Origin of the sequence: Neptunomonas japonica DSM 18939 (assembly GCF_000422765.1) — a bacterium.
In the GTDB taxonomy this organism is placed as follows: domain Bacteria; phylum Pseudomonadota; class Gammaproteobacteria; order Pseudomonadales; family Balneatricaceae; genus Neptunomonas; species Neptunomonas japonica.
This window is the reverse complement of the sequence record NZ_KE383916.1, coordinates 146,624-172,692: the sequence shown is the minus strand read 5'-3', so window position 1 is coordinate 172,692 and position 26,069 is coordinate 146,624. Positions and strand designations below refer to the sequence as shown.

General features: G+C 41.8%; 24 protein-coding genes. 4 read left to right on the top strand and 20 right to left on the bottom strand.

Features of this window, described 5'->3' with window-relative positions:
• Position 1 precedes the first annotated feature (1 nt).
• From G511_RS0120005 to tviB, 6 genes are all read right to left on the bottom strand, one after another.
• Complete coding sequence (locus G511_RS0120005; RefSeq protein WP_211224944.1) at positions 2–1,819, bottom strand: heparinase II/III family protein; 1,818 nt, start codon at positions 1,817–1,819, stop codon at positions 2–4.
• Positions 1,819–3,957 (bottom strand): bi-domain-containing oxidoreductase, encoded by a 2,139-nt coding sequence (locus tag G511_RS0120000; protein ID WP_028471228.1) that lies wholly within the window; start codon positions 3,955–3,957, stop codon positions 1,819–1,821. The genes G511_RS0120005 and G511_RS0120000 overlap by 1 nt, the downstream gene beginning before the upstream one ends.
• A gap of 102 nt (positions 3,958–4,059) precedes the next feature.
• The gene (locus tag G511_RS0119995; RefSeq protein ID WP_028471227.1) at positions 4,060–5,118 is read right to left on the bottom strand and encodes a glycosyltransferase; all 1,059 of its coding nucleotides are present in this window, start codon (positions 5,116–5,118) and stop codon (positions 4,060–4,062) included.
• A complete protein-coding gene (locus G511_RS0119990; protein WP_028471226.1) occupies positions 5,115–6,305 on the bottom strand; it encodes a hypothetical protein in 1,191 nt (396 codons plus the stop codon). Before G511_RS0119990 ends, G511_RS0119995 begins: the two co-directional genes overlap by 4 nt.
• A gap of 89 nt (positions 6,306–6,394) precedes the next feature.
• The gene (locus G511_RS0119985; RefSeq protein WP_028471225.1) at positions 6,395–7,414 is read right to left on the bottom strand and encodes an NAD-dependent epimerase/dehydratase family protein; all 1,020 of its coding nucleotides are present in this window, start codon (positions 7,412–7,414) and stop codon (positions 6,395–6,397) included.
• Positions 7,415–7,423: 9 nt separating this feature from the next.
• Entirely contained in the window at positions 7,424–8,704 is a 1,281-nt protein-coding gene (tviB, locus tag G511_RS0119980; RefSeq protein WP_028471224.1) for a Vi polysaccharide biosynthesis UDP-N-acetylglucosamine C-6 dehydrogenase TviB, read from the bottom strand.
• A gap of 401 nt (positions 8,705–9,105) precedes the next feature.
• Between tviB and mnmC the strand changes: the two genes are divergently transcribed.
• Positions 9,106–11,076, top strand: coding sequence for a bifunctional tRNA (5-methylaminomethyl-2-thiouridine)(34)-methyltransferase MnmC2/FAD-dependent 5-carboxymethylaminomethyl-2-thiouridine(34) oxidoreductase MnmC1 (gene mnmC, locus G511_RS0119975; protein WP_028471223.1), 1,971 nt, complete (start codon positions 9,106–9,108; stop codon positions 11,074–11,076).
• A gap of 87 nt (positions 11,077–11,163) precedes the next feature.
• On the top strand, positions 11,164–11,805 hold the full coding sequence (locus G511_RS0119970; protein WP_028471222.1) for a CBS domain-containing protein: 642 nt from the start codon (positions 11,164–11,166) through the stop codon (positions 11,803–11,805).
• 69 nt (positions 11,806–11,874) lie between these two features.
• Here the strand turns inward: G511_RS0119970 and G511_RS0119965 are convergent, their stop codons facing one another.
• The 12 genes from G511_RS0119965 to ccmA all read right to left on the bottom strand — a co-directional run bounded on the left by G511_RS0119965 (position 11,875) and on the right by ccmA (position 22,871).
• Entirely contained in the window at positions 11,875–12,093 is a 219-nt protein-coding gene (locus G511_RS0119965; protein ID WP_028471221.1) for a YheU family protein, read from the bottom strand.
• A complete protein-coding gene (gene ligA, locus G511_RS0119960; RefSeq protein ID WP_245574194.1) occupies positions 12,090–14,156 on the bottom strand; it encodes an NAD-dependent DNA ligase LigA in 2,067 nt (688 codons plus the stop codon). Before ligA ends, G511_RS0119965 begins: the two co-directional genes overlap by 4 nt.
• Positions 14,157–14,268: 112 nt before the next feature.
• On the bottom strand, positions 14,269–15,798 hold the full coding sequence (zipA, locus tag G511_RS24045; protein WP_051222276.1) for a cell division protein ZipA: 1,530 nt from the start codon (positions 15,796–15,798) through the stop codon (positions 14,269–14,271).
• A gap of 62 nt (positions 15,799–15,860) precedes the next feature.
• Positions 15,861–17,114, bottom strand: coding sequence for a c-type cytochrome biogenesis protein CcmI (ccmI, locus tag G511_RS0119950; protein ID WP_028471219.1), 1,254 nt, complete (start codon positions 17,112–17,114; stop codon positions 15,861–15,863).
• Positions 17,111–17,575, bottom strand: a complete 465-nt coding sequence (locus G511_RS0119945) for a cytochrome c-type biogenesis protein (RefSeq protein ID WP_028471218.1) — start codon at positions 17,573–17,575, stop codon at positions 17,111–17,113. The genes ccmI and G511_RS0119945 overlap by 4 nt, the downstream gene beginning before the upstream one ends.
• Before the next feature lie 2 nt (positions 17,576–17,577).
• Positions 17,578–18,117 (bottom strand): DsbE family thiol:disulfide interchange protein, encoded by a 540-nt coding sequence (locus tag G511_RS0119940; RefSeq protein ID WP_028471217.1) that lies wholly within the window; start codon positions 18,115–18,117, stop codon positions 17,578–17,580.
• 11 nt (positions 18,118–18,128) lie between these two features.
• A complete protein-coding gene (locus G511_RS0119935; protein WP_028471216.1) occupies positions 18,129–20,114 on the bottom strand; it encodes a heme lyase CcmF/NrfE family subunit in 1,986 nt (661 codons plus the stop codon).
• Entirely contained in the window at positions 20,111–20,572 is a 462-nt protein-coding gene (gene ccmE, locus G511_RS0119930) for a cytochrome c maturation protein CcmE (RefSeq protein ID WP_028471215.1), read from the bottom strand. Before ccmE ends, G511_RS0119935 begins: the two co-directional genes overlap by 4 nt.
• Entirely contained in the window at positions 20,569–20,715 is a 147-nt protein-coding gene (gene ccmD, locus G511_RS24275; RefSeq protein WP_245574203.1) for a heme exporter protein CcmD, read from the bottom strand. The genes ccmE and ccmD overlap by 4 nt, the downstream gene beginning before the upstream one ends.
• Positions 20,716–20,755: 40 nt before the next feature.
• Entirely contained in the window at positions 20,756–21,511 is a 756-nt protein-coding gene (locus G511_RS0119925; protein ID WP_028471214.1) for a heme ABC transporter permease, read from the bottom strand.
• A gap of 14 nt (positions 21,512–21,525) precedes the next feature.
• Positions 21,526–22,233, bottom strand: coding sequence for a heme exporter protein CcmB (ccmB, locus tag G511_RS0119920; protein ID WP_051222274.1), 708 nt, complete (start codon positions 22,231–22,233; stop codon positions 21,526–21,528).
• Positions 22,233–22,871: a cytochrome c biogenesis heme-transporting ATPase CcmA gene (ccmA, locus tag G511_RS0119915; protein ID WP_342664813.1), complete on the bottom strand. Its 639-nt coding sequence runs from the start codon at positions 22,869–22,871 to the stop codon at positions 22,233–22,235. Before ccmA ends, ccmB begins: the two co-directional genes overlap by 1 nt.
• Positions 22,872–23,014: 143 nt before the next feature.
• Between ccmA and fliK the strand changes: the two genes are divergently transcribed.
• Together fliK and G511_RS0119905 are read left to right on the top strand one after the other, a co-directional pair.
• Positions 23,015–24,874: a flagellar hook-length control protein FliK gene (fliK, locus tag G511_RS0119910; protein ID WP_028471211.1), complete on the top strand. Its 1,860-nt coding sequence runs from the start codon at positions 23,015–23,017 to the stop codon at positions 24,872–24,874.
• Entirely contained in the window at positions 24,871–25,140 is a 270-nt protein-coding gene (locus G511_RS0119905; RefSeq protein WP_028471210.1) for an EscU/YscU/HrcU family type III secretion system export apparatus switch protein, read from the top strand. Before fliK ends, G511_RS0119905 begins: the two co-directional genes overlap by 4 nt.
• On the opposite strand, the gene G511_RS0119900 is transcribed toward G511_RS0119905, so the two are convergent.
• Both G511_RS0119900 and G511_RS0119895 read right to left on the bottom strand, forming a co-directional pair.
• The gene (locus G511_RS0119900; protein ID WP_028471209.1) at positions 25,137–25,547 is read right to left on the bottom strand and encodes a DUF2802 domain-containing protein; all 411 of its coding nucleotides are present in this window, start codon (positions 25,545–25,547) and stop codon (positions 25,137–25,139) included. The genes G511_RS0119905 and G511_RS0119900 overlap by 4 nt on opposite strands.
• 34 nt (positions 25,548–25,581) lie before the next feature.
• The coding region (locus G511_RS0119895; protein ID WP_211224943.1) for a chemotaxis protein CheW at positions 25,582–26,069 on the bottom strand (488 nt) is incomplete at its 5' end.

The window sequence follows — 26,069 nt, the reverse complement described above, 5'->3', positions numbered from 1 at the left end:
ATTAGAAAAATATTTCCGTTGTGATATGGCCAGCCTGTTCTATTTCAACTTCCAAAACAGGTAATTCAGATTCCTGATAGTAATACTTAGATTCAAATCCGTGTACTAATTCCAATCGTGTAATAGAGACATCCGCACTAATTTGAATACGAAATTTAGGGCTTACAAGGGTATTACCTATTAGCTCCCACTCTTCTGGCTGTAAGCGCCAACGTAAAATAGCACTCCTCTTAAAGCCGCTTACAGCATCAATCACTTTAAAATCATTTTCGTTCAGGGAGAGGTATCGTGTATGAGCACAACCAAACCCGTCCTGGTATGATGCTGAAAACATACTACACTCTTTATTCTCAACCAATCCTGATTTTGCTTCCGTTTTAAGCCAATCACCCAATAAGAAACGGCTTAAACGAGGCATCTGCTGATGGGAATCAAACTGCACTGTATTATGACTCTCAACACCACCGTAGTAATCGATAAATTTTTGACCTGCGTTATAGCTGTAAGTCCCGCCATCTCGAAGAATATTCTCGCCGTAGTACCAAAAATCAACATGTAATGCATCACACTGACTAGGCCTAAATTTAAAGTGCGGATAGTTAAGTACAGCAAAAGCATTCCTTCTTCTCAACAAAGCATAGCCGCCACCTTCTAAGTCTACTGAGGTAGCTTCTTCTATCTCTATACTTGGTTTGGAGTAACCCAGCCATTGCAAAGGCAAATCCCAATCACCGGCTTCAAGGTAAGCGGCCTTACCCAAAAAAACACATGAAGAAAGTTGAACACAAGGCCTAAAATCACGGTAGTCAGTAGCCGTTAGGGGTAACAACCGAGCGCCGTCGTTTGCTCCTAAGTTTGGAGCATCTCCTGATACTCTCTGGGTCATCTGGAAAAGCCACAAAGTGGCAACTTTTAACTTAGAGTATAAATGTGGACTGAACGCTGGTAAGGCTAGCTCTTTGCGCCAAACTTCCGCCATACAGAATGTATCTAACATTACGCGATGATAAGTCATTGAATACTGACTAAAGCTACCATCACTATCAATGAGTCGTTCTGCCCTATTTTCAAGCCACTTGCGACCTTGTTTTTCCCACTTGAGGCCATCAACATCACCATGAATAGACAACCAGCTCCCACCAATAAATAACGCGGCGGCTTCTGAAGTGCCATGGTTATTATCTTGAGCGATCGCGTACATAATAGTTGGTGATATACGTTTGAGATGCGCTTTAATAAATGAGACGAGTACAGTGCTGCTTCTTTGTGATTGCCCTAATACTTTAGCCGCCATTGCTAAATGCATAACGCGTATCGATGCTTCTTGACCGCACTTCCAGTTAATCCCTAAGTAAGGAGGGTTTTCAGATAGCCAATCATTCAACCAGAGATTCAAACTGTTTAAATCATTTTCATTACCGTTAGCAGCACTTTGGGCATAACACAGAACCCAGTCAAAGCGAGATGCTTCCCATATCCCTTTGATGTCACCTATGTTTTTATCAAAATCCGAAATAAGAAACCAGGGCGTACCCTCATAGCATACAGAGCTATGAGTCAAACAGTTCAGTTGCCAATTAGGGATACTGAGTGCGCTATTTTTTTCCCCAAAAAAAGTATGTGCCCCAAGCCATTGATCATTCACTTTCAGGTTTTGTAGTTGACCTTTATATGGAAGAAAAAAACTACCCGACTCCGTTCGGGCACTAATTTTTCTTACTGGGTTCAACCCAGTTGATATTCCAATTTTATACGCAAAAAAACGTAAAAAGTTCATAATACCTAAAGAAAGTGCTGTTTTTACTTTAGTAATAAGCACTATTGCGCACGTAATTTTTCAGCAATATCAATTGTTACCCTGGCTACTTCAAACAGCTCATTAGCATCAATTGGGGCTTCACTGCCTGCTTTAATACTATCTAAAAAAGCAGCAGCACACGCATTCTGTCCTTTATCTTGCTTCCACAAGTTCATTTTTTTAAAGCCTTCCCACCCATAACCCTTTAGCTTCCTAAAATTATCTAGTTGTAGAGTTCCACCTGCGGCAAAAACTTCAATACGCTCTTTAGGAAAGCTTGCCGAACCATTGGCCAAATAATGAATAGTTCCAAAAGAACCATCTGCAAAGCCCAATATAATAGCTGCTTTATCCTCTACTATATCAATACCTTCAACCTGCCCCATTCGCCGAGCTTGAACCGATATAATTTTGGAGCCTGCCAAAAAACGCATTAAATCAACGAAATGACATGCCTCACCAATAATTCGCCCTCCTCCTATCAAACTATTCTGAGTCCAATGTTCTGAAGGTATGAGGCCAGCATTCATTGTCATAATAAAACTTTTAGGTTCTTTTATCGGCTCGAGTAACGCTTTCATTTTTTGTATTTGAGGTGAAAATCTACGATTAAATCCAACCATTAGTCTTGGTGCTTTGTCTTCTAACAGCTTTTGGTTATATATTTCTTTAACATGATTCAATTCTTCATGAGTTATAGCTAACGGCTTTTCGACAAACACATTTTTATTTTCTTTCAATGCATCAACAACAAAACTAGCATGGCTGCTATGCCGCGTCGCAATAGCTATAGTATTAATGTTTCTATTGCTTATCATAGATGAAGTATCAGTGGTCGCTTCTGAGAAGCCTGCTTTACTACCATGTATTACGCCATTAACTCCTCCAGATGTGGCAATACTGTGCATTTCAGCACCTGCTGCTTTAAAAGCAGGAATCAACACTCTTGATGCATAATTACCGGCACCAACAAAGCCTACAATAGGTCCTTCTTTTTTATATACAGCAGTGGGGGTTAGATTAACGGTGGTTACATGCCGTGAAGACAAACTACTCGTGTATTGCAACAAAATACCCAAAGCAGTGCCATCGGCTACTAACAAATCATAAGCTTCAGCAGAATCTTCAAATTTAAATCGATGACTAATCAGCTCCTTAACATTAAGAGCCCCACTTTCCATCATATCTAGTATAGCTTCAAAATTACGTTGTTCAGTCCAGCGTACAAACGCTAATGGGTAGTCATGCCCCGCCTCTTCGTAGCTAGGATCATACCGACCCGGTCCATATGAACAGGAGACTTGAAAACTAAGCTCCTTTTCATAAAAGTCTGCTCTATTTAACTCTAAACCAATCACACCAACTAACACTATTCGGCCACGCTTGCGGCTCATTCGTGCTGCTTGAACAATAGGATCATTCGATTTTGTAGAAGCGGTAATAATTACAGCATCAACACCTACACCACGACTAAAGGCCATACCGGCGGCAATTGGATCTTCACCTTTGCTAGGATTACAAACTTCTGCACCAAATTCACGAGCAAGGTCTAACTTTGAATCATCAAAGTCAATAGCAAGAACACGACATCCCTGCGCCCTCAACAACTGCACAGTCAGTAACCCAATTAAACCAACACCAGTTACAACAAAACACTCACCTATAGTTGGCTCAGCCAGTCGCAAGCCCTGAAGCCCAATACTTGCCACAACAGTAAAAACGGCCTCATCATCAGTTACGTTATCTGGTATCTTTGCGCAAAGGTTTTTGCCTACGCGAACGACATCAGAATGCGGGCCATTAGAAACAACACGATCACCCACTTTAAACCCATCAGTATTCTTTCCTAGATCAGCAATAACGCCTACATTGCAGTATCCAAGAGGCAAAGGCTGCGCTAATTTAGACTTTACTGCATCTATTGTTGTCATCAGACCATCTGTTTGTACCTTCTCAAGTACCATTTTGACTTTATCAGGCTGCTGTCTCGCTTTTTCAACTAAACTGGCTTTACCAAAACCAACCAACATTCGCTCAGTTCCAGCTGAAATCAAGGTAGTCGTTGTATTTATAACTAGGTTGCCTTGAGTAGCTTGAGGCGTAGGAGACTCAACAATAGTAGATCCGCCTTTTATCATATCTTGCAAAACCTGTTTCATTTATAAACCTATCAGCCATATATTATTGGTTATATTCTATCAAAATTACAATTTAGATAAAAAATTAATCTACCAATCACGTACAAGCAAGAAATCAATAATTTAATTTTCAGAATAGAATTTTTTCAAATCACCCTTAACATCTTGATCTAAATTATTAGAAAAATTCATTAATTTTTCTCTAAAGTCATCTAACTCATTATTAATAAATTTGAAATAAATATCTTCAAAATTATCAACTACTGAATTTTCAACAACAGAGACAACACCTGAAGAAATCAAAATATCGTATGCTGATAGCTGACTTACTATTGGCAAGACACCTGCGGATATAGACTCTAAAATCGATGAAGATAACTGATCAGATTTTGGTATAGATATAGAGCAGATGGATCTATTAAAACACTCTACTAGTTCACTTTCAGCAACAAAGCCTTTAACAAACTCAATACTATCTCCCAATCCATAACTATCTACTTTATTGTAAATAATTTCAGCATATTTAGGATCGAGATCACCTTCCAACAATATAAGTTTGGCATTAGCGCCGGGAACTTTCTTAACAAACTCATAAAACCCATCAATTATAAGATCAGTATTATATAACTCTCCGATACGCCTATTAGAAAATATGATGAATTGCTTTTTTTCAGTAATAGTTGAATTTGAAAAGGTTTCATTAACACCTAGTGAAAAATTAAATATTTTGTTTGGAAAAATATCTAGCGTCTCAATAAGATAAGATTTCATTTTTTGCGTTGTAGATGACACTCTTAATGCTTTATCAAGTATCATCTTAATAACTCTATAATAGAGAGCGCTCTTATGATCGCAAGAATAGATTTCACTGCCATAGGTTGTGAGGTAGTAATCTCGCCCTGACAAATATGCAGTCAACCCGTATCCGGACGTGTTATGTGCATGTAACAAGCCAATATACTTCCTACTACAGCGCAAATAAAGTCCTGCATAGATATATTGTAATAACTTGAACTTTCTTAAAATTGGGAGCCCTATATAACTAATGTTAGCCTCCGGCTTAACCGGCCCATCAACATCTATAGTAAGAACATCAACATCAACATTAATTTCTTTATTTTTATAAAGCCATTGCCTTACATGAGGGCTATAGGCATTAGCCAAGAAATACACTTTTTTCATACTACTCTCCTGCTGGTAATAAGCAGATAAAATGTTGATGCAACATATGCACTCCCTAACGATAAATATATTGGAGCAGGTGCATACACGGATGCAACAAATACAATAACCAGCAACCACAAAATAGATGACATAAACAAACTTTCATATTGCCTTTTAGCCATTACTATTTGTATAAAATAAGCATTAACAGCGCCTAACACCGCCACCCATAAAAATGATCTCAACAAATCAACTTGTTCAATTAATGGGACATCTACATATAAAGAAAAAATATCGAATGAAAAAACACTACCAAGAACAGCAAGAGTACTACTTAACAATACATAAAAAAGCAAGGGTAAGCTTTTCCAGCGAAAACCTACTTCTTTTGACTTCGATAATACTTCAACTAAACGTGGCACAACCAAAGCACCTAGAATCCCTGGTAAAAACAAAGACATTGAGAACATCTGAAAACCTACTGCAAAACCTAGCATCTGAGATTCCGAAGCACCACTATCGTAATCCACCTTTAATAGGTACATCCCCAGCATTGGAATACAACCGAACATTGACAGCATTCCAAAACTCTTTTTATTCATTTTCAATACAGACAATATTTTGTAAACTTTTATTTCAACGACGTCTTTTAATACATAGAGACACCAAAAAAACCATAACATTGAGTATGTAGTTAAAAAAACAAAATAAGACTCAGAGAAAATAACAACCAAGAATGAAGCAAAAAAAACAACCCCCGCAGTAAACAGCCAGCAAAGACCAGCTTTAACATTTTCTTTATTTCTATTAAGAACTGCACAGTATAAATTAATACCAAGATAGCCTGATGAGTAACACAGCACTAAAATACTTTCAAAAAAAGAATACAAATTAAAATAAAGGAAATCCATAATAACAAATAACAAATAAAGAACAACCAAAACAAAAAACGAAAAACCGCTGTACTCTGTAGTATTTTCTTTATCTTCAGAACTAATTATTAAAGACTGAGCACCCTGCGAAGAAAAAGAAATTAAAATATTACATATTAAAAGAAAAGAAACAAAATCAGATAAGCCCTGACCCAAAAAAGCAGTAAGGGCAATACCAATTAAAATCGGTGACAAACGAGCAGCAGCAACTCCAGCACTAAAAACAAGTGGTGATAGTAGTAAAGAAACCTTGCTTGATAAAATACGATTCAATAGACCCTACCTTATGGGACTAACTTTCAAAAAATAAAAGGGTGTTTATTTACTAAACACCCTAATAATTCAACAAAAAATGATCGTATTTATCTATTAGCTATATACCAAGGCATCGCTGTTTCAATCCCTTCTGATATACGGTATTTAGGAGAGTAGCCAATCTTTTCTGCCGCCTTGCTTATATCAGCTTGAGAATGCTTTACATCACCAACTCTGAAGTCACGATAAATTCGATCTACTTGATAGACAACATTGTTCTTTTCGAGTGCATTTTTCAGCTCATCGAACAACTCATTAAGTGTTGTTCTATCACCAACAGCAACATTATACACTTCATTCTTAACATTCTCATCAGCCATTGAAGCCAACAAGTTTGCTTGCACTGCATTTTCGATATAACAAAAATCCCTACTCGTTTCACCATCGCCATTAATGAAGATTTCTTCACCGCTAATCATGGAGTCAGCCCATTTAGGTATAACTGCAGCATAAGCACCATTTGGGTTCTGGCGTTTACCAAAAACATTAAAATAACGCAGACCTATTGTATTAAAACCATAAGTACGCGAAAAAACATCTGCATACAACTCATTAACATATTTTGTTACGGCATATGGAGATAATGGGTTACCTATGTTCTCTTCTACTTTAGGTAAGGCAGGATGATCACCATAAGTAGAGCTACTTGCTGCATAAGTAAAGCTTGTAACTTTTGCATCGCGCGCTGCTACCAGCATATTTAAAAAACCACTAATATTCGTTTCATTAGTCGCGATAGGGTCATCAATTGAACGAGGCACAGAACCCAATGCAGCTTGATGAAGTACATAATCCACACCCACACAGGCAGTATGGCAGTCTCTCAGTTGGCGAATATCACCTTCGATAAACTGAAAATCCAACCATTGCTCAGTGCTCACCTGAGCTTCAACCTCGTCTAGGTTATGCTGAAACCCCGTTGCAAAATTATCCAAGCCAACTACGCGCTGATTCAATTTCAGCAATGTTTCTAATAAATTTGAGCCAATAAAGCCAGCTACGCCTGTTACTAACCACGTTTTAGGGCTTGCCAACAGTTCTGTTTTAATCTGTTCGTAACGAGTCATTTTATTTCCTTAAAGACGAAGATCGGCAGCATCAGCTGGTAAAATATATTTAAGATCATAAAGTACATGTTCAGGCTTACCAAATGCACGAATACCTTCTGCACCCATCTCTTTAAACTGCTTATGAGCTACTGCAATAATTACTGCATCATAAGCACCCTGATCAGGTACTGATACTGGAGTAATATTGTATTCATGCTCTGCATCAGCAGCGTTAATCCATGGATCATAACAATCTACATTAATACCGTAATCGGAAAGTTCACCCACGATATCAACCACTTTCGTGTTTCTAAGGTCAGGACAGTCTTCTTTAAAAGTAAGACCTAACACCAGTACACGAGCACCATCTACTTGAATTCTCTTCTTCAACATAGATTTAACTAACTGACTGACAACATAAGCTCCCATACCATCGTTCAAACGACGTCCTGCCAGAATTATCTCTGGGTGATAGCCAACAGATTGAGCTTTATGAGTAAGATAGTAGGGATCTACACCTATGCAATGACCGCCTACCAAACCCGGACGAAATGGCAAGAAGTTCCACTTAGTCCCAGCTGCTTTAAGGACCTCTTCAGTGTCGATATCTAGCTTATTAAAAATTACTGCTAGTTCGTTGATCAAACCAATATTGACATCACGTTGCGTATTTTCAATAACCTTAGCTGCCTCAGCCACTTTGATAGAGCTTGCTTTATAAGTACCCGCTGTGATGATCGAACGGTAAAGGTTGTCAACAAAATCAGCAACGGCGGGGGTTGAGCCAGAAGTAACCTTCAGGATGCTGGTAACACGGTGCTCTTTATCGCCTGGGTTAATTCGCTCAGGGCTATATCCACAGTAAAAGTCCTTATTAAACACAAGGCCGGACTCACGCTCTAGAACAGGCACACATTCCTCTTCTGTAGCTCCCGGATACACAGTGGACTCATAAATGACAACATCGCCTTGCTTCAACGCCTTCCCAATCACCGCACTCGCTTTTAATAATGGCGTAAGATCAGGTTGTTTATGTTCATTAATTGGAGTCGGTACTGTCACAATGAACACATTACAACTTTTGAGCGCATCAATTTCAGCGCTATATGTTAACAGTGATGCTTGTTCAAGCTCTTCATTGCTGACTTCTAAGGTACTATCAAAACCGCCTTGCAACTCTTCTAATCGAGCTTTATTAATATCAAAACCCAACGTTGACAAATGCTTACCAAACTCGGCAGCCAGCGGAAGTCCAACATAACCTAAACCAAGAATTGCTATACGAGTATCATGAGTAGTAAAGTTCATCGAAATGCCTTTCAATAAAAAGCTCGAAAAGGAGCCAAATGTCATTAAATTCAGTTAATTAATATTCACCCAAGATGCGATTGTTTTTCAAACCACTCTTTCTTTGAGATAAAATATTCAAAAGAAGAAACAAACTAGCTATACAGCCTTAAAGATTAGTCCACACAAGGCCAAAAATCTTCTTTTAATTTATAAGCCAGCTGGCAAGTTTAGCACAGCAAATAGGCCTGTACTATGCTGCGGCACCCACTACAAAACAATGATAACTTATTGGTAATTATTCCCTGCTAGTCAGGTAATATTCACCTTAATACCCCACATTTTCGCACTCATATGTCAGGATATTCGATCCCCACTCTTTCTTACCTTACAATACAATTTTAAATAACGAGTAGACGTCCATGAAGCAACACCATGCCCGGCTTGTCTGGTCCGAAGGAGCACCACTTTCGGAATCATTCGGTGATTATTATTGCAGCCTTGCAGATGGTATTGCTGAGAGTCGCTACGTATTTATTGATGGTAATAAATTAACAGAACGCTGCAAAGATGAGCTAGCTAGCGGGCTAACCATAGCTGAAACTGGTTTTGGAACGGGCTCAAATTTACTTTGCACCCTCGACACATTAAACCAACTATCGACATCACATCTACATGGCTCACATTTCATCTCGACCGAACTGCACCCTCTTTCATACGATGACTTAAAAAAAGCACTCGCACAACAACCTCAATTCCAACACTATACGAAGCAATTACTAGAGCAATATCCTCCTTATATTCAGGGTATGCATCGCTTCACCTTCGATAAAGGCCGTTTTTATTTAACCCTTTGTATTGGCGATGCCGCTGCTAGCTTACAGCGCATCGACTCAGCGATTGACGCTTGGTATCTCGACGGTTTTTCTCCGGCCAAAAACCCTGCCATGTGGAGCCAAGAACTCTTTTCTCATGTAGCTAGGCTTACAAAAAACAAGGGAACATTAGCCACGTATGCTGCCGCTAGTTTTGTTAGAAAAGGACTGATTGAAGAAGGCTTTGAAATTAAGAAAAAACCGGGATTTGGAAAAAAAAGAGACATGCTAATAGGAACAATCGCTAAACCCAAAACAGCGACAGCGCCTACAAAGCTTCCTTGGTTTACTCTCCCTAAAATTAAGAAACCAAGTAGCGCTATTATTATAGGAGCAGGACTTGCAGGCTGCACTACGGCAGAAGCACTCGCCCGAAGAGGCATCAAAGTCCAGTTAATCGATCGCCATGATGATATTTGCCAAGAAGCGTCCGGCAACCGTCAAGGAGCGCTTTATGCAAAACTACCAACCAAGCCAACATTGGGCGGAGAGCTTCACTTGTGTGGCTTAGAGTATACTCTAAGACTGCTAAGCACTTATCAATGCTTAGATAATCGAATAGCATCACAATGCGGAGTATTACAACTCGCCACGTCAGAAAAAGAAGCGCTTAAGCAAAACGCTATCGCAAGCAGTGGAGATTACTCTAGCGATGTAGTTTCTCTTAAATCAGCCACTGAGGCTTCGCAAATTGCCGGCACACCTATAGCACACCAAGCATTGTTTTTCCCAAGAGCCGGATGGGTACAACCCAAAGCTTTTTGCGAAAAACTAACTGAGCATCCTGACATAAAGTTAACACTTTCCACATCGATCATATCACTCACACAAACAGCGGATCAACGCTGGATAGTGCTCGATCATAACAACCAAGAGCATACTGCCGATATTGTCATTATGGCATCAGCGGTTCATGCAAAAGAGTTTGAACAACTCAATCACCTACCTATTAAAAAGATCCGCGGGCAAGTATCGATTAGCGAAACTGACGACAATCAAGATAAGTTGAAAACGGTTATCTGCGGTGAAGGTTATATATCCCCTCCTTTAAACAACCTATACACCTTCGGGGCAACATTTGACCTACACGACCAGTCTCCACAAATAAGAGAGGCCGACCATAAAAGTAATTTAACCATGATATCCAATTCAGCCAGCTCTTTTGCTAGCCAGCTTCCTAATCCAAATCACTGGAGCGGAAGAGTCGGTTACCGATGCTCAACACCTGATTATTTACCTATTGCAGGCCCAGCACCGGTCGCTTCAGCTTATATTGAACAATACGCTAAATTAGGAGACGATAAAAACTGGAGGTTTAAGAACACTCCTCCTGAGCTGCATAAAGGCCTTTACTTGAATGTAGGCCACGGCTCAAAAGGGCTAATTACCGCACCGCTAATGGCAGAGTATCTAGCTTCAAGCATATGCTCTGAACCGCTTCCTATTCCACGAGAAATAAGCCAAGCGCTGCACCCGGCACGTTTTATTATCAAGTCACTCATTAAAGGAAAGAAATAGATGCCTACTATCAAGGAGCTGCAATACCAGCCGATACTCAAACAATGAGCTAACATAAACAGGGTAGTAACCTATGGAAAATAACCTATGTCGTTAATAGTAATTGATCACGGCAACCGAATCGAAACGCCGGTAAAATCACTTTTCCCTACCCGTGGCGTTGAAAGCACTGCGCCCTCCAAGGGCCTTCACGACAGTGCTGGTATAGAAAAAAAAGTACATGCCGATGGTGAAAATTTCACTCAGTTCCTAGACAAAGAATCTGCAAAAAAACCACAAGAGCAGTCAGCAAATACTTACAGTGCACTCAATCCAGAAAAAAAGAAGCCGCAAGCCACTAAACTTAAGGCCGCTCAGGTAATGAGCTACCCTGTTCATACTATTGCTCGTGAAGTAACCTTCAAAACAGCATGGGCAAGAATGCAGGAGTTACATGTCAGTCATTTAATGGTGACTGATGCTGACGATGATCCTGTTGGTATCATTTCGTATATCGATATAATAGAACACGGTAAAGACTCACCCGTAAGCATTGCCAACTTTTATACTCAACAATTAATTGCGGCATCACCAGAAACTGACATCTCTGTTATCTCATCTAGCTTCATAGAATATGAAATTAATGCGATGCCAGTGTTTAATGAGAACAACCAACTCCTCGGTATAGTGTGTCGTTCAGACCTTTTACGTTTATTAATCAGTGGCTCGCATATTGAGAGCTGGGCGTGAATTATTAAGCAGCTAGCAGAAACCAGGGTGATGGCTTTACTCTAAAAATAAATGCAGATGCTCCAATGTTTAGCCTTTCAAACGCTCACTCAACACCAAGTTCACCTCATCTGTAGCTTCATTAAACAAAACTACGATTTCTTTATTCTGCAATTTCTTCTTAACTTGTTCTACACGCGAAATAAGGGGCGTCTCGTCGTAGCCATAGTCTGTACCATCACGTGTAACAAACTCTTCTATCAAACCCTCTAAAGCTTCAGTAGAAATAGACTCTATTGGCACTATCATGACGCAACCACTCCATAAGACGCTAATAACGCCACAAACGCTTCTTCGTCTAACACTAATACATCTAAAGATTCAGCTTTAGCCAGCTTACTGCCCGCTCCTGGGCCCGCCACTACACAGTCAGTTTTTTTCGAAACACTTCCAGACACTTTAGCGCCTAGCTGCTGTAACTTTGCTTTAGCGTCATCTCTACTCATTAGTTCAAGCGTACCTGTCAAAACATACACTTTATTAAGTAAAGGCTGATTTTCAAGCTGTATTGATTCTTGCATAGGCCAATGAACGCCCGCTTCTCTCAAGACAGCAACAACGTCAAGATTGTGCGTTTGCTGGAAAAACGTTCTGATATGGTGTGCTACAATCTCACCCACATCAGGCACAGCCAATAATTGCTCTTCATTAGCGGCAACTACAGCATCAAGATCACCATAAATGCTGGTTAAATTTCGTGCGGTCGCTTCTCCCACCTCACGAATACCTAACGAATAGATAAAACGAGCTAATGTTGTTGATTTAGACTTTTCGATAGCAACCAGCAAATTATCTGCTGATTTAGACCCCATCCTCTCTAGGCCTGCTATATCGGCATGCTTTAATAGATAGATATCTGCAATAGATTTTAATAAGTCTTTATCTACTAGCGCATCAATCAGCTTCTCGCCAAGCCCATCAATATTCATGGCCTTGCGAGACGCATAATGGCGTAAAGCCTCTTTACGTTGCGCAGAGCAACTCAAGCCACCACTACAACGCGCAACCGCTTCACCTTCAATTTTTTCTATATCTGAACCACAAACAGGGCAACTCTGCGGAAAACAAACCTCTTTCGCATCAGCTGGGCGCTTATCAGCAACCACTCTTACAACTTTGGGAATCACTTCACCTGCACGATGGATCACAACCCAGTCCTTAACATGCAAGTCCAAGCGTTCAATTTCATCCATATTATGTAGCGTTGCATTACTGACCGTAACACCACCAACAAAAACTGGTTTTAAGCGAGCAACTGGTGTGATGGCACCTGTACGTCCTACTTGAAACTCAACACTCTCAACTTGAGTCATCTCTTCTTGTGCAGGAAACTTATGCGCAATAGCCCAACGCGGGTACCTTGATACAAACCCAAGATGTTTTTGTAACTGGTATTGATCTACCTTAAATACCAAACCATCTATCTCATAAGGAAGGCTATTTCTCAACTCAGCCATGCGTTGATAGTACTCAAAACAACCTTCTGCACCCTCGACCAACTCTAGGTAGCGACTTATCTTGAAACCCCAACGGTTCAACTGCTGCATAGAAGCCACATGAGTATCTGGCATTACACCGCCAGAAAAGACGCCAATACCATAGCAGCACATTTCTAATGGGCGCGTAGCTGTAATACGTGCGTCCAATTGACGTAAGCTTCCTGCTGCCGCATTTCGAGGATTAACAAATGCTTTCTCGCCTTTAGCCAACGCGCGCTTATTCAACGCATTAAAACCCGCTTTAGGCATATAAATTTCGCCACGCACCTCAAGGCGCTCGGGGATACCTTCACCCATAAGCCTTAACGGAATAGAAGGAATCGTTCTAACATTGTGTGTGATATTCTCACCGGTTGAGCCATCGCCACGCGTCGCGCCTCTGATCAGCTCACCCTTTTCATAGATCAAACTAACAGCGATACCATCTAGTTTAGGCTCACAGGCATAAGGAACCTCTAACAAACCATCTAAGCGCTCACGCACACGACGATCAAAGTCACGCAGATCTTCTTCAGAGAAAGCATTATCAAGTGATAACATCGACATTTCATGCTGAACTTCTTCAAAACCGCTGATAGGCGCACTACCCACTCGCTGAGTAGGAGAGTCACCAGATATAAGCTCAGGATAAGTCTGCTCTAACCCCTGTAATTGCTTAAATAGTCGATCGTACTCAGCATCGGGAATACTAGGTTCGTCTTGTACATGGTACCGGTAATTATGCTGATCAATCTCAGCGCGAAGCTGCTTAATTTCTATTAGTATATCGGCCATAGCAGCATCACCCTGAAACAATGTTTTTTCATCAGACATAAAGTATTTTAAAATTCTATTATATTAACAAGCGCACTAAAGCCTTTTGAGGTTCTGGGTATATTTATACTCAGGAACCATCAAAAGACCAACAGATTAAATTAAGAATATCTTAAGAAAGGTTACGTCGGTGAAGCTTATGCATTTCGAATTCGCGAATACGCTCACGATAATGCGCTTTGGTTTGTGGACGCATCACTGAACGGTTTTCATCTAGCAGATCACCACCTAAATGCTTTGAAACCGTTTCTGCTGTTGCCAACATACATTCAAAAGCATTCTTAGCATCTTCAGGTTCACTCATCGACATAAAGAAACTCACGCCCGGCGTCGTCATCTCAGACATATGCTCTAAATCGAATGTTCCTGGGTTAACCGCATTCGCCATACTAAACTGCACAGGGCCCTTGTCGACGCCTTCTTCGAATCGATGAAATAAGCTCATATCACCAAAGCGCATGCCACACGCCAGTACGACTTGAAGCAGTGTTTGTCCATCTAAAGGCTGCTGTTTTCCAACCACCGTTATGACTAACACCTCTTCAGGTTCAGGAGCTTGCTCAAGAGCTTTACGCTCACTCCTAGCACTTTCTAAATGATCACTTTCAAACAGAGAGTCTTGTTCAGGCTTAAGTTCAGAATCTCCAGCCGTGGGTTCTGTAATCGATTCACTATCAAGCTCTGAGCTAATAACTGGTTCATTAATGGTGTCTGCATTAGCATTATGCAAAGAAGAGGAGAGTTCTTGCTGATCTGACGCAGGCGCCGATGCACCATTATTATGTAAAACCTTAGGCTCTTCATAATGATGAGCACGTTCAGTTTCTTGATATTCACTATCAAATTCAGGGCTAAGTTTCGGGTTCGCTTCTGAACCATTATTATTCTTATCGCTACTGGGTACCTGTTCATCAGGATAGAAGAACATCTCTTCTTGCGACTGTTGAGCTTCATCTTCAGCCTGTTTCTCAGAGGCCTGACGCATCAATACTGTAATAGGCTGTTCAAGATCTAGATATTCTGACTTTTCAGGGGACGGCTGCTCATTGTCGCTTTTACTTTGCTCTGTTGGTGTCGTATCTCGCTGCTCAGCCACTTGCTGCCTAACAGGAGATAATATTTCAGGAATATCATCAAACAAAGGGTCTAGCTCTACCGGCAACTCTTCTGACTGAGAGTAACGCTGTTCAGCTAGCTGTCTAGGCGATTCGTTATAGTCAAACTCAGGCTGCGGATTTGAAGCCACAGCATTTGAATGATTACCTTCTGGCTGCTGATAAGCCGTCTCAGGATTCGCTTTTTTATAAGTGCTTTCTGTTTGGGGCTCGGCTTTAAGCTCAACACGATCATTCAAATGATCAAACCCAGGATCAATTCGCTCCGATGTGTTTAACGCTTTTCCATCATGAACGTAAGACTGATCATGATAATCATCTTGCAATGCCCTAGCACCACCATTGGGCAACTCTGGGTTATGAGCACCCTCGGCTACATCAGTATCGTCAGAGTCAGTAAAGCCTCTATCGATATCAATCTTCAAAGTGTTACGTTGTCCTTTCATCCGGCGCCAGCCATCGAAAATAATTAGGCCAATAAGCAGAAGCCCCCCAATTATTAACCACTCTTTTAAGCCGATATCCATGTTTAAACACTTGCCTCAGAAAACATTAACTCAATCATACGCTTACTATAAACCGAACAGCCTTACTGAACAATCTGATCAATAAGAAGGTTTACCGGCTCAGATAGCTCTTTAACAGAAACCAGAACATTTGCTGACTGCAAATCGCCTGCTACAGCCTCAGGCTGACCCGTCATGGAAATTCGTGCTGCTATCTCAACATTCGGATGCAGCGACAGCTTTGCTTGCGGCGTCATGGCTAAACTATCATCAAGCGTTATCATTTTTGGTAATTCGCCTACCGTTAAGCGCACTGCTGCTACCGGCATGCGCCCTCCAACAGGCTTTGCAAATACAAAAACAACCTGCTCTGCTGATAATTCACCACTTAACTGTGGATCTATAGCTACTTTCAGCTGAATTGAAGCACTGGTTAGCTCTGGAATATCAGGTACAGCCTTGCCTTCTTTAGCTAGCTGCTCCAGCGCTCTTTGAATACCTGTTTTTAAAGACTCTGCAGCCCCTGGCTCTGCATTAGCCAATGCCTTTCGCCAGTATGCGATAGCATCTTCTAATCGAGACTGTTCAAAAGCATCGATTCCTAACAAACCTAAAGAGGTTACTTCTAACGGTTCTCGGTCAAGCGTGCGCTGAATCTGCTGCCTAACTTCCTGATCCATTTTGCCTCCCTTAGCAAAATACAGCCCTTGAGCATATTGCCCCATCACACCAACATACTGAGGCGCATCATTGGGTAATATGTCAAGAACACGCTTAAAACTTGAGACGCCTTCCTCAAACTTACCCAAATTCATATACGTTGTCGCTAAGATGTACCATCCTTCAGCATTCTCTGGATTTTCCTTTAGTTCACTCACCAACATCTGAATCGCTTCATCAACTGTTGGCTGCTTACCATTCTCAAAATCAAACTGTTTAGGGTGCTCCATAGCCACCTGCAACTGTCGAGCACTTCCATATTCAAAGTACAGTCCAAAAGCAATTACAGGTACAAGCAACGCCATCAGCGTAACGGTTATTAATTGCTTTGTGCCAATCGGATTATCAACAACAGTTGAATCTTCTTCACTGGCATCTTCTAACAGGTTTTTTTCAAGCTCTAATTTTAAAGCATCATACTCTTGGTCTTGCAAATTACCCGTTGCACGCTCCGCATCTAATTCAGATAAACGCTCCTGAAATATATCGATATTTTGATGCTTACGACCTACTTCAGCCACCCTCTGTTGTGACTTCTTTGCTTTAATAAAAGGAATAAAAATAAACGAAAGCGCTACCAATGTGAGTAGTGCAATACCTAGCCATAATTGAATCATTTAGACTTTCCTTTATCCAGCAGTGTCGCCAAGCGTGCTTTGTCTTTTTCGTTCAGCGTTTCATCTATAACAGCTGTTTTTTTGCGTTTACGGGTGAGTATTAAGAGCACAACAGCACCGATCGCAAGCAAGACAAAAGGTCCATACCACAAAACCCATGTATTGCCTGTCACTCGAGGTCGATAGAGCACAAACTCACCATAACGAGCGACCATAAAATCAACAATTTGCTCATCATTTTGACCGTCCTCCACCATCCGATATATTTCTCGACGTAAATCAGAAGCGATAGGAGAGTTAGACCCGGCCAAATTTTGATTCTGACATTTAGGACAGCGTAACTCATTGGTCAATTGCTGGAAGCGTTCGCGTGTTGCATCATCTTTAAATTCATACGTATCAATAGTCGCATTAGCGACCATTGAGAACAGCAATGTAAAAACTACTATAACTAATCTCATCACTACCCCTGAGACTCTGTAGAAACCTGTTGCATTACAGTACGCAGCTTCAACCATACTTTCTCTGTTACTGCACCCACATGCTTATAACGAATAATCCCTTGGGCATCTAAAACATAAGTCTCAGGTGCACCATAAACACCCAGATCTAAACCTAATGTTCCTTGCTCATCATATATATTCAATACATAAGGATCTCTATAACGACGCAACCATTCCTTTGCTGCTCCGCGATCATCCTTGTAGTTAATACCGTAAATAACAACACCCTCTTCACGTGCTATTTTATTTAACTGAGCATGTTCTTGTTTGCATGTAGGACACCACGTTGCCCAGACATTAAGTAATGCAGGTTTACCCTGTAAGTCTTTTTGCGTGAGCACACGGTCATTGTCCAGCAATGAAGGCAAACTAAAAACAGGTACCGGTTTATCCAAAAGTGCTGATGGAAGCTCAGTAGGGTCAAGCTGCAAACCCTTCCAAAACAATCCACCCATCACAAAAAAAATCAACAATGGAACAAAAAGGACTAAACGACGCATATTCATGTTCCTTATGCTGCTACGCTTTCAGGGGAAAGCGACTTATTTTTAGTCGGTTTACGAGCTAGTTGCTTTCGATAACGCGGATCACTTGCCGCTAATACTCCACCCAACGCCATCATCAAACCACCTAACCAAATCCAACGTACAAAAGGCTTATATTGAACACGAATCGCCCAAGCATCACCTTCTAAAGGTTCACCCATAGCAACATAGAGATCACCAAACAAACCAGGGTCGATATCAGCCTCTGTCATCACATTACCACGAGCGGTATAAAGACGTTTCTCAGGGTACATAACAGAATGCTGCTGATCATTTTTTAGCACAGTCAGAACACCCATATCTGAGGTGTAATTCGGACCTTCAACGCTTTTCGAGCCTTCGAAGACAAAAGTGAAATTTTCGAAGACTAAAGTATCACCAGGTGCCATCCGAAGGTCACGCTCTTCATTATAAACAGAGACTAGCGCCACACCGACAATAGACACAGCCACGCCAGCATGCGCCAATACCATAGCAATATAACTACGAGACAAACCTTTAAAGCCTGCTGAAACAGTACGTTTATTTCTGATTTTATTGAACAGGTCACGCACGACTGCGATGACAACCCAAAAAGCTAACACCATACCCAATGCCGTTTTAAGCTCAAATGTACCTGCGTATATCAGCGGAAAAGCGCACCCTAACGATATGGCAGCAACTGCTGGAATACCAAGCTGTTTTAATAAGTAATTTGGTTCTGTCTTTTTCCAACGAGCAATAGATCCAATACCCATGAAAACCACCATCACAGCAACTAATGGTACAAATAGCGCATTAAAGTAAGGAGGCCCCACTGATATTTTACCCAAAGACATCGCATCGATAATCAACGGATATAAAGTACCCAGTAAAACCATCATGCAAACAATAACCAACATAATATTGTTAATCAGCAAGAAGCTTTCTCGAGAAACTAATTCGAAAGACGATTCGCTTTTGACATGTGCAGCTTTAATCGCATACAGAAGAAATGAGCCACCCACCGTTATACTAAGTAGGACTAATACAAAAAATCCACGCTCAGGATCAGAAGCAAATGCATGTACAGATGTTAACACCCCAGAACGTACTAAAAAGGTACCTAATAAACTTAGCGAGAAGGCAAAAATGGCAAGCAGGACTGTCCAGCTCTTAAACACACCACGTTTTTCAGTAGCTGCTAAGCTGTGAACCAATGCTGTACCGACCAGCCACGGCATAAAGGATGCATTCTCAACCGGATCCCAAAACCACCAGCCGCCCCAACCAAGTTCGTAATAAGCCCACCAGCTACCTAGCACAATACCAAAAGTCAGAAATGCCCATGCAACATTTGTCCATGGACGAGACCAACGTGCCCATGCTGCATCCAAGCGACCACTCATAAGAGCAGCAATAGCAAAAGCAAAAGCCACAGAGAAACCCACATAGCCCATGTAAAGCATGGGGGGATGAATAATCAGACCGATATCCTGCAATAAAGGATTAAGGTCTCCTCCTTCAAGCGGAGTATTGGTCAGCAAGCGAGTAAAGGGGCTAGAGGTCATCAAGGTAAACGATGTAAAGCCAACGCTAATCATTCCCATGACTGACAATACGCGAGCAACAATATCCAAAGGTAATTCTGAGCTTTTAACTGCAACAGCGTAGGTCCAAGCACTTAGAATAAAGACCCACAGCAGTAAAGATCCCTCATGCCCTCCCCAGATAGCACTAAACTTGTAATACACAGGCAAAGCAGAATTGGAGTTACCCGCAACATAAGCTACTGAGAAATCATCAGTCAAAAAAGCATAACCAAGGCACATCATGCTAATCAGTAAAAATAAAAACAGTGCCTTTGATAAAGGCCGGGCAAAGCCCATCCACAGACTATTAGAAGTGTAAGCGCCAACAAGTGGCACTACTGATAATAGGACAGAAAGACTTAATGCCAATATGAGAGAGTATTGCCCAAGCTCAGGAATCATTTATTAAACGCCTCTTTAGGAGGTACCGGCATTTTTCCGGACTTTTCCAATGCATCAGCCACTTCAGGTGGCATATAGTTTTCATCATGTTTAGCCAGCACTTCTACAGCCTGAAAAACACCCTGCGAGTCTAATGACCCTTGCGCAACAATACCCTGCCCTTCGCGAAATAAATCAGGAAGAATGCCTGTGAATTCAACCGGTACCGTCTTAGCATAATCAGTCATTTCAAACTTCACATGTAAACTTTTCTGATCTCTCACTACACTGCCTTCAACAACCATTCCACCTGCACGAATACGTGTATCTTGAGGTGCTTCTCCATTAACAATCTGCAGCGGCGAATAAAATAGGTTTATATTTTGATTTAACGCATATAACGCTAAACCTACCGCCATACTGACACCAACCACAAGAAAGATAACGAGGGTAAGCCTCTTTTTCCGTTTAGGATTCATTGAGTATTGTTCTCCCTTCGCAGGCGTCGAGCCAGACTTTTTATTAGCTCTTTACGTTTAAATAATGGTAAGACTAGATTGCCGATAATTATCGACAATCCAATCCCGTATGACAGCCATACATAAAGTCCATGGCCATCCATTGTAATAAATTCAGACATCGTTTCGAACTGCACTACGACCTCACTTAGAAGCTACTAACTCACGAACCCAGCCGGAGCGACGCTCACGACGAATAATTTCATTTCGCAACCTGAGCATTAAAGACACAGAAAAAAAGCAATAAAAACCAACCACCATCACTAACAGAGGCAACCACATCTCAATAGGCATCGCGGGCTTTTCAGTTAACGTAAATGTCGCGGGCTGATGCAAAGTATTCCACCACTCCACGGAATACTTAATGATAGGAATATTGACCAGCCCCACTAAAGATAAAACAGAAGCGGCTTTTGCCGCCATGGATTCATTATCCATGGCTGCATACAACGCCATCACCCCCATATAGAGGAAAAGTAAAATCAGCATAGACGTCAAACGAGCATCCCACACCCACCATGAACCCCATGTAGGCTTGCCCCAAATAGCACCAGTGGCAAGTGCCATGACAGCAATAGAAGCACCAATAGGTGCGCATGCATATGCCACCATATCTGCAACCTTAATCTTCCAAATAAGCCCCACAACACCAGCTATAGCCATCAGCATATAACATGACTGCGCAAGAATAGCGGAAGGTACGTGCAGATACATGATGCGAAAGCTATTACCTTGCTGATAATCCGGCGGCGCAAATGCCAATGCCCAAACGACCCCAACTATTAATAATAAAATAGCTGCTATAAAAAAACTCGGCAGTAACTTGCCCGTAATATCGTAACACCACCGAGGTGATGCCAATTGATAAAACCAGCGTGGCAACCAACTACTTCCTGCCATATTTCATTTACCTCTTAACCACTAACTGAAATGCGTACAGATGCACTAATTGCAAATGGCGCCAACACCATGCCTAAAGCCAACATGGCTCCAAGCAATGCAAAATACCCTTCTAAAGGCAACCCTGCAACAGCAGCTTGTACTGCGCCAGAACCAAAAATCAGTACGGGTATATACAGTGGCAAGACCAGTAAAGAGATCAACACACCACCGCGTTTTAAACCTACCGTTAAGCCTGCGCCAATCGCGCCAATAAGACTCAGTACCAAGGTGCCAATCAACAAGCTCACCACCATGCCAAACATGGCACTGACAGGCAAAAACAACATGACTCCAAGCAAAGGAGACATCAACGCCAGTGGTAAACCTGTTGTCATCCAGTGCGCCATTACCTTTGCTAAACAAACCACCATAAGCGGCTGAGGGCTTAAAATCACTTGTTCTAAAGTGCCGTCTTCATAATCCGAGCGGAATATACCATCTAAAGACAACAGTGTTGCTAAAAGGGCAGCCACCCACACCACTCCAGGTGCTACGTCGGCCAAGAAATTCGGCTCAGGACTAACACCTAAAGGAAACAAAGTCGCAACCATCACAAAGAAGATCAACGGGTTAACCAAATCACTTTTACGCCGAAAAGACAGCAACAAGTCTCTTCTCAACACGGCAGAAAATAATTTCCCCAACGATATTTCCGCAGAGTTAGTACACAATTCAGCCATCAAGTTCCCATCAATTGGTCAAGATTAATCTTTGTTACCGACCCACAGGAGGCCAAATCGTGATGAGTTGTTAAAATAACACTTCCTCCCGAAGCAACATGGTCAGCTAACAAACGCTCTTTAGCTGCAACTCCACTTTTATCGATTGCAGTAAAAGGCTCATCTAGAATCCATAACTTGGCAGTATTCATATACAGTCGTGCTAAGCTAACACGTCGATTCTGTCCAGCAGACAATGAGTGGCAAGGCACATCTTCGTAACCTTTAAGGCCCACTATCTCTAATGCAGGGAAAATTTTCTCAGCCAACAAAGCCGGATGTATAGCACTATACCATTGCAAGTTTTCAACTGGCGTTAGCATACCTTTCACGCCTGGCTGGTGACCGAAATATAACAAGGAAGAGAAAAAGTCATCTCTCACTTTTGCAACAGATTCACCACACCAAAAAACTTCACCCTCATAGTCACCAGACAAACCACTTAGAATTCTTAAGAGAGTAGTTTTCCCACTGCCGTTAGCACCTTCAATCTGAACAAGTTCCCCGGCTGCCAGACCAAAAGAAAGCCCCTCAAACAGAACCCGTTCATCTCGTTCGCAATACAGATCAACAACATTTAACAGCGGTTCTAACAACACCTTTTCCTCAAAAACTGCGCTTTAAAAACTATAGCGCTACACTAAATAGGTTACTGGCCGATGTATAAGCAGGGCATTATATACAAATTAGACTCAGCTGGGGCATTGCTCTTGATCAGATTTATTGTAAAAAGTGTTTATTCATGAATACCATCACCCCTCAATCGCTTTCCTTGCTGGATTCATCAGGGAACACACGCACTGGCAGTGCTGAAAAGCTCATCCCTGCCGGCGGAAGTTTACAGGCAACAGTGCGGCAAGTATCTCAAGATCAATTAAGCCCCAATGTGTTCAGACTAAAACTTGAAAGCAACAGCGTATTAATGGAGCTAAAAGCACAACAGCCTATAACGGCGGGTAGCAAGGTGCTTATTTCTCGTACTAATGATGGCCAATTAGCTATTAAGCTGGCTACAACGACCACTGCTGACAAACCTGTAGCCACTACTCCTTCTTTGCCCTTAGCAGATAAAGCCTCGACTACCAGAACTTACCAGACACCGGTCATACCTGTTATTCGCTCAGAAAAAGATGTAACGACACTCGCTAACACCATCCCACGCGGACAAACAATTAATGCCCAGGTCACATCACAAACACAAGGGCTACCTATAACCTCTTCACAGACAGCAGCACCTCAAACAAACCCAACACCTTCGCGGCAACAACCAGCACCTCCTCAAGCGACAACACCAGCTACGACCATATCGACGTCTACTACAATGGCAAACACACCACTACCAGCTGTTTCAACTCAAGCAAAACCTACGCAGCCAGCAACACCTCAACCTTCAACGCCACAGACATCGCAACTCACAACAGAACCAGTAAAAGCAGCTACGACGGCGGCCCCTGCAGCACAAGTTCAAGTTATACCTATACAAGGAAAAAATGTCTCTGCCCAAACCAATCCACAAACAGCCGCACAACATACGCAACCTACAACTCAGCAGACAAACACACAATCCCCCCCCCCTGCACTCCCAAATACAACACCCACTAAATACTCGACAGAACAAGCTGTCAATATACTGACACTCAACGTAAAAGGGGCAACAGTAACATTACAAACCACTGCCAACTTACCTCCATTACAGCAAATACAAGTATCACGAAATCATACGGACCAAATTAGCATTAGCTGGACTCAACCTATTCCGATAGATAAAGCAGGAACCGCAACATCACAACTAACGCCTCAACAAGCAACATCACTACAAAACAGCTTACGCGAGCAACTCCCACAACAAATCTCTTTAGGGGCAGGCATACAACAGCTTTTAAACAGCTCTGTAGCCAGCAACTCAGCCGCTGCAGGGCAAATTGACAAAGTGGTGCAGTCATTAATGCAGCTGTTTGGCGTACGCCCCGGTACTGCAGAAGCTCAGCAAACTATTAAACAAAACATTAACTATGGAGGGCTTTTTACCGAGAACAAGCTAGCCAACAACCAATCATCTCCAAAAGATATGAAGCAGTTTTTAGGAAAGCTTCAGGCACTCGCAGAGCAACTACCTGACTCACAAAAACAGCTTATCCAATCAACTGTCGACAAAATACTCGCGCGTGTAACGACTAATCAATTAACGAGCCTCCAAAGCCGGCAAGAGAGAATAGAATCAAATGAACGCTTCTTTCAATTAGACCTTCCTATCCGTAACCAAGAAACACTAGACAACGTTGAGTTACGCATAAGCCATAGGAGCCAGCAAAACAGCCGCCAAGAACTGGAAACAATCTGGAAAGTCCGGTTACACTTTGATTTAGATACATCCAGAAGTATTGATGCAGAACTCAGCCTTAATCAGGAACAGAGCGAATTAACAGCCGCTTTTACTTGCTCACACCACGACACAGTAACGTCAATAAAAAGTCAATTGAATGACTTTAGAGAACAACTCAGTACGCTAGGCCTTAATGTCCCCACTCTAATCTGTAAGCAAGGAAAACCTCAACCTCAAAAAGCACCCATTCAGAAACAATTAATAGATATTAAAACATGAAGGATGAAGATAAAAACGCATCAGCGATTGCGCTAAAATATAACCGTGGTACTGCTACAGCACCCACTATTGTCGCTAAAGGGAAAGGTGAGATAGCTCAACAAATTTTAGCCTTGGCAAATGAACACGAAATTCATGTTCACCAAAGCCCTGAATTATTAGAAGTATTAATACGTCTAGAAATTGGAGAGGAAATACCAGAAGCGCTCTATAAGGCTATCGCAGAAGTCATTGCTTTTGCATATAAGCTTAAAAATAAAAACTAATTTTCGTGCTCAATCCCTTGATGCGTATGCAGCTCTTTATGTAATAAAGCCATCAATTCTGCTTCCGGGCGGCCGATACCGCAATCTTTGACAAGATCATCAACATCAGCGCCCATTTCCATGAGGCGAGCAGCCTGATTATAAGCCAACTCACCAGGGTCTCTATTCTCAAGCTCTAGTTGCTTTTCTACCGTAATATTAAGCTTTTGCTCTATATCAACCAAACGTTTTCCCATGCCAATGGAACTTCCAGTAATGGAGCGGATTTCATTACGTAAGACAGTCACTAAAGCCTTATATTGGCGTTCATGTTGTTTTTGCCTGTAAAAAGTATAAATACTTATTCCTGCAAAAATAATAACCATGACACTCAGAAAAGAGACTAACCACACACTTGATTCTGTCAATACACTATCCTACTGCATACTTAATATCGCAATGTCAGCTTGCTTTCTCAAACTGCGCCACTAATGCCGCCACATCTACAACGGCACAACGCTCTTCCATATAAGTACCAAGCATCCAAGGGCGACCTTGTTTATTACTGTTCATATTAATACGACTGTGCGGTATACGTACAGACTTTACAAGCTCATCACACGTCAAAGCCCAATTCTTACCATCCAACACAATAAGCTCAGCATAACGTGATAGAGCTGCATCATATCTATCTTCCAATAACCATTGCCCGGTATCGACAATCACGGTAGAAAATGAAGAACGCTCAAAACTGCCAAGAACCCAGTCGTATTGATTACTCAACTGCAGTGTTACGGTACTCAATGTCAACGCGCCCTCTATTCCTTCAAAAGGTATTGCCAGTTTAAGACCACAAACATTGACCAAAACGCAATTAAGCTCTGGCTCTGGCTCTGGCTCTGGCTCTGGCTCTGGCTCTGGCTCTGGCTCTGGCTCTGGCTCTGGCTCTG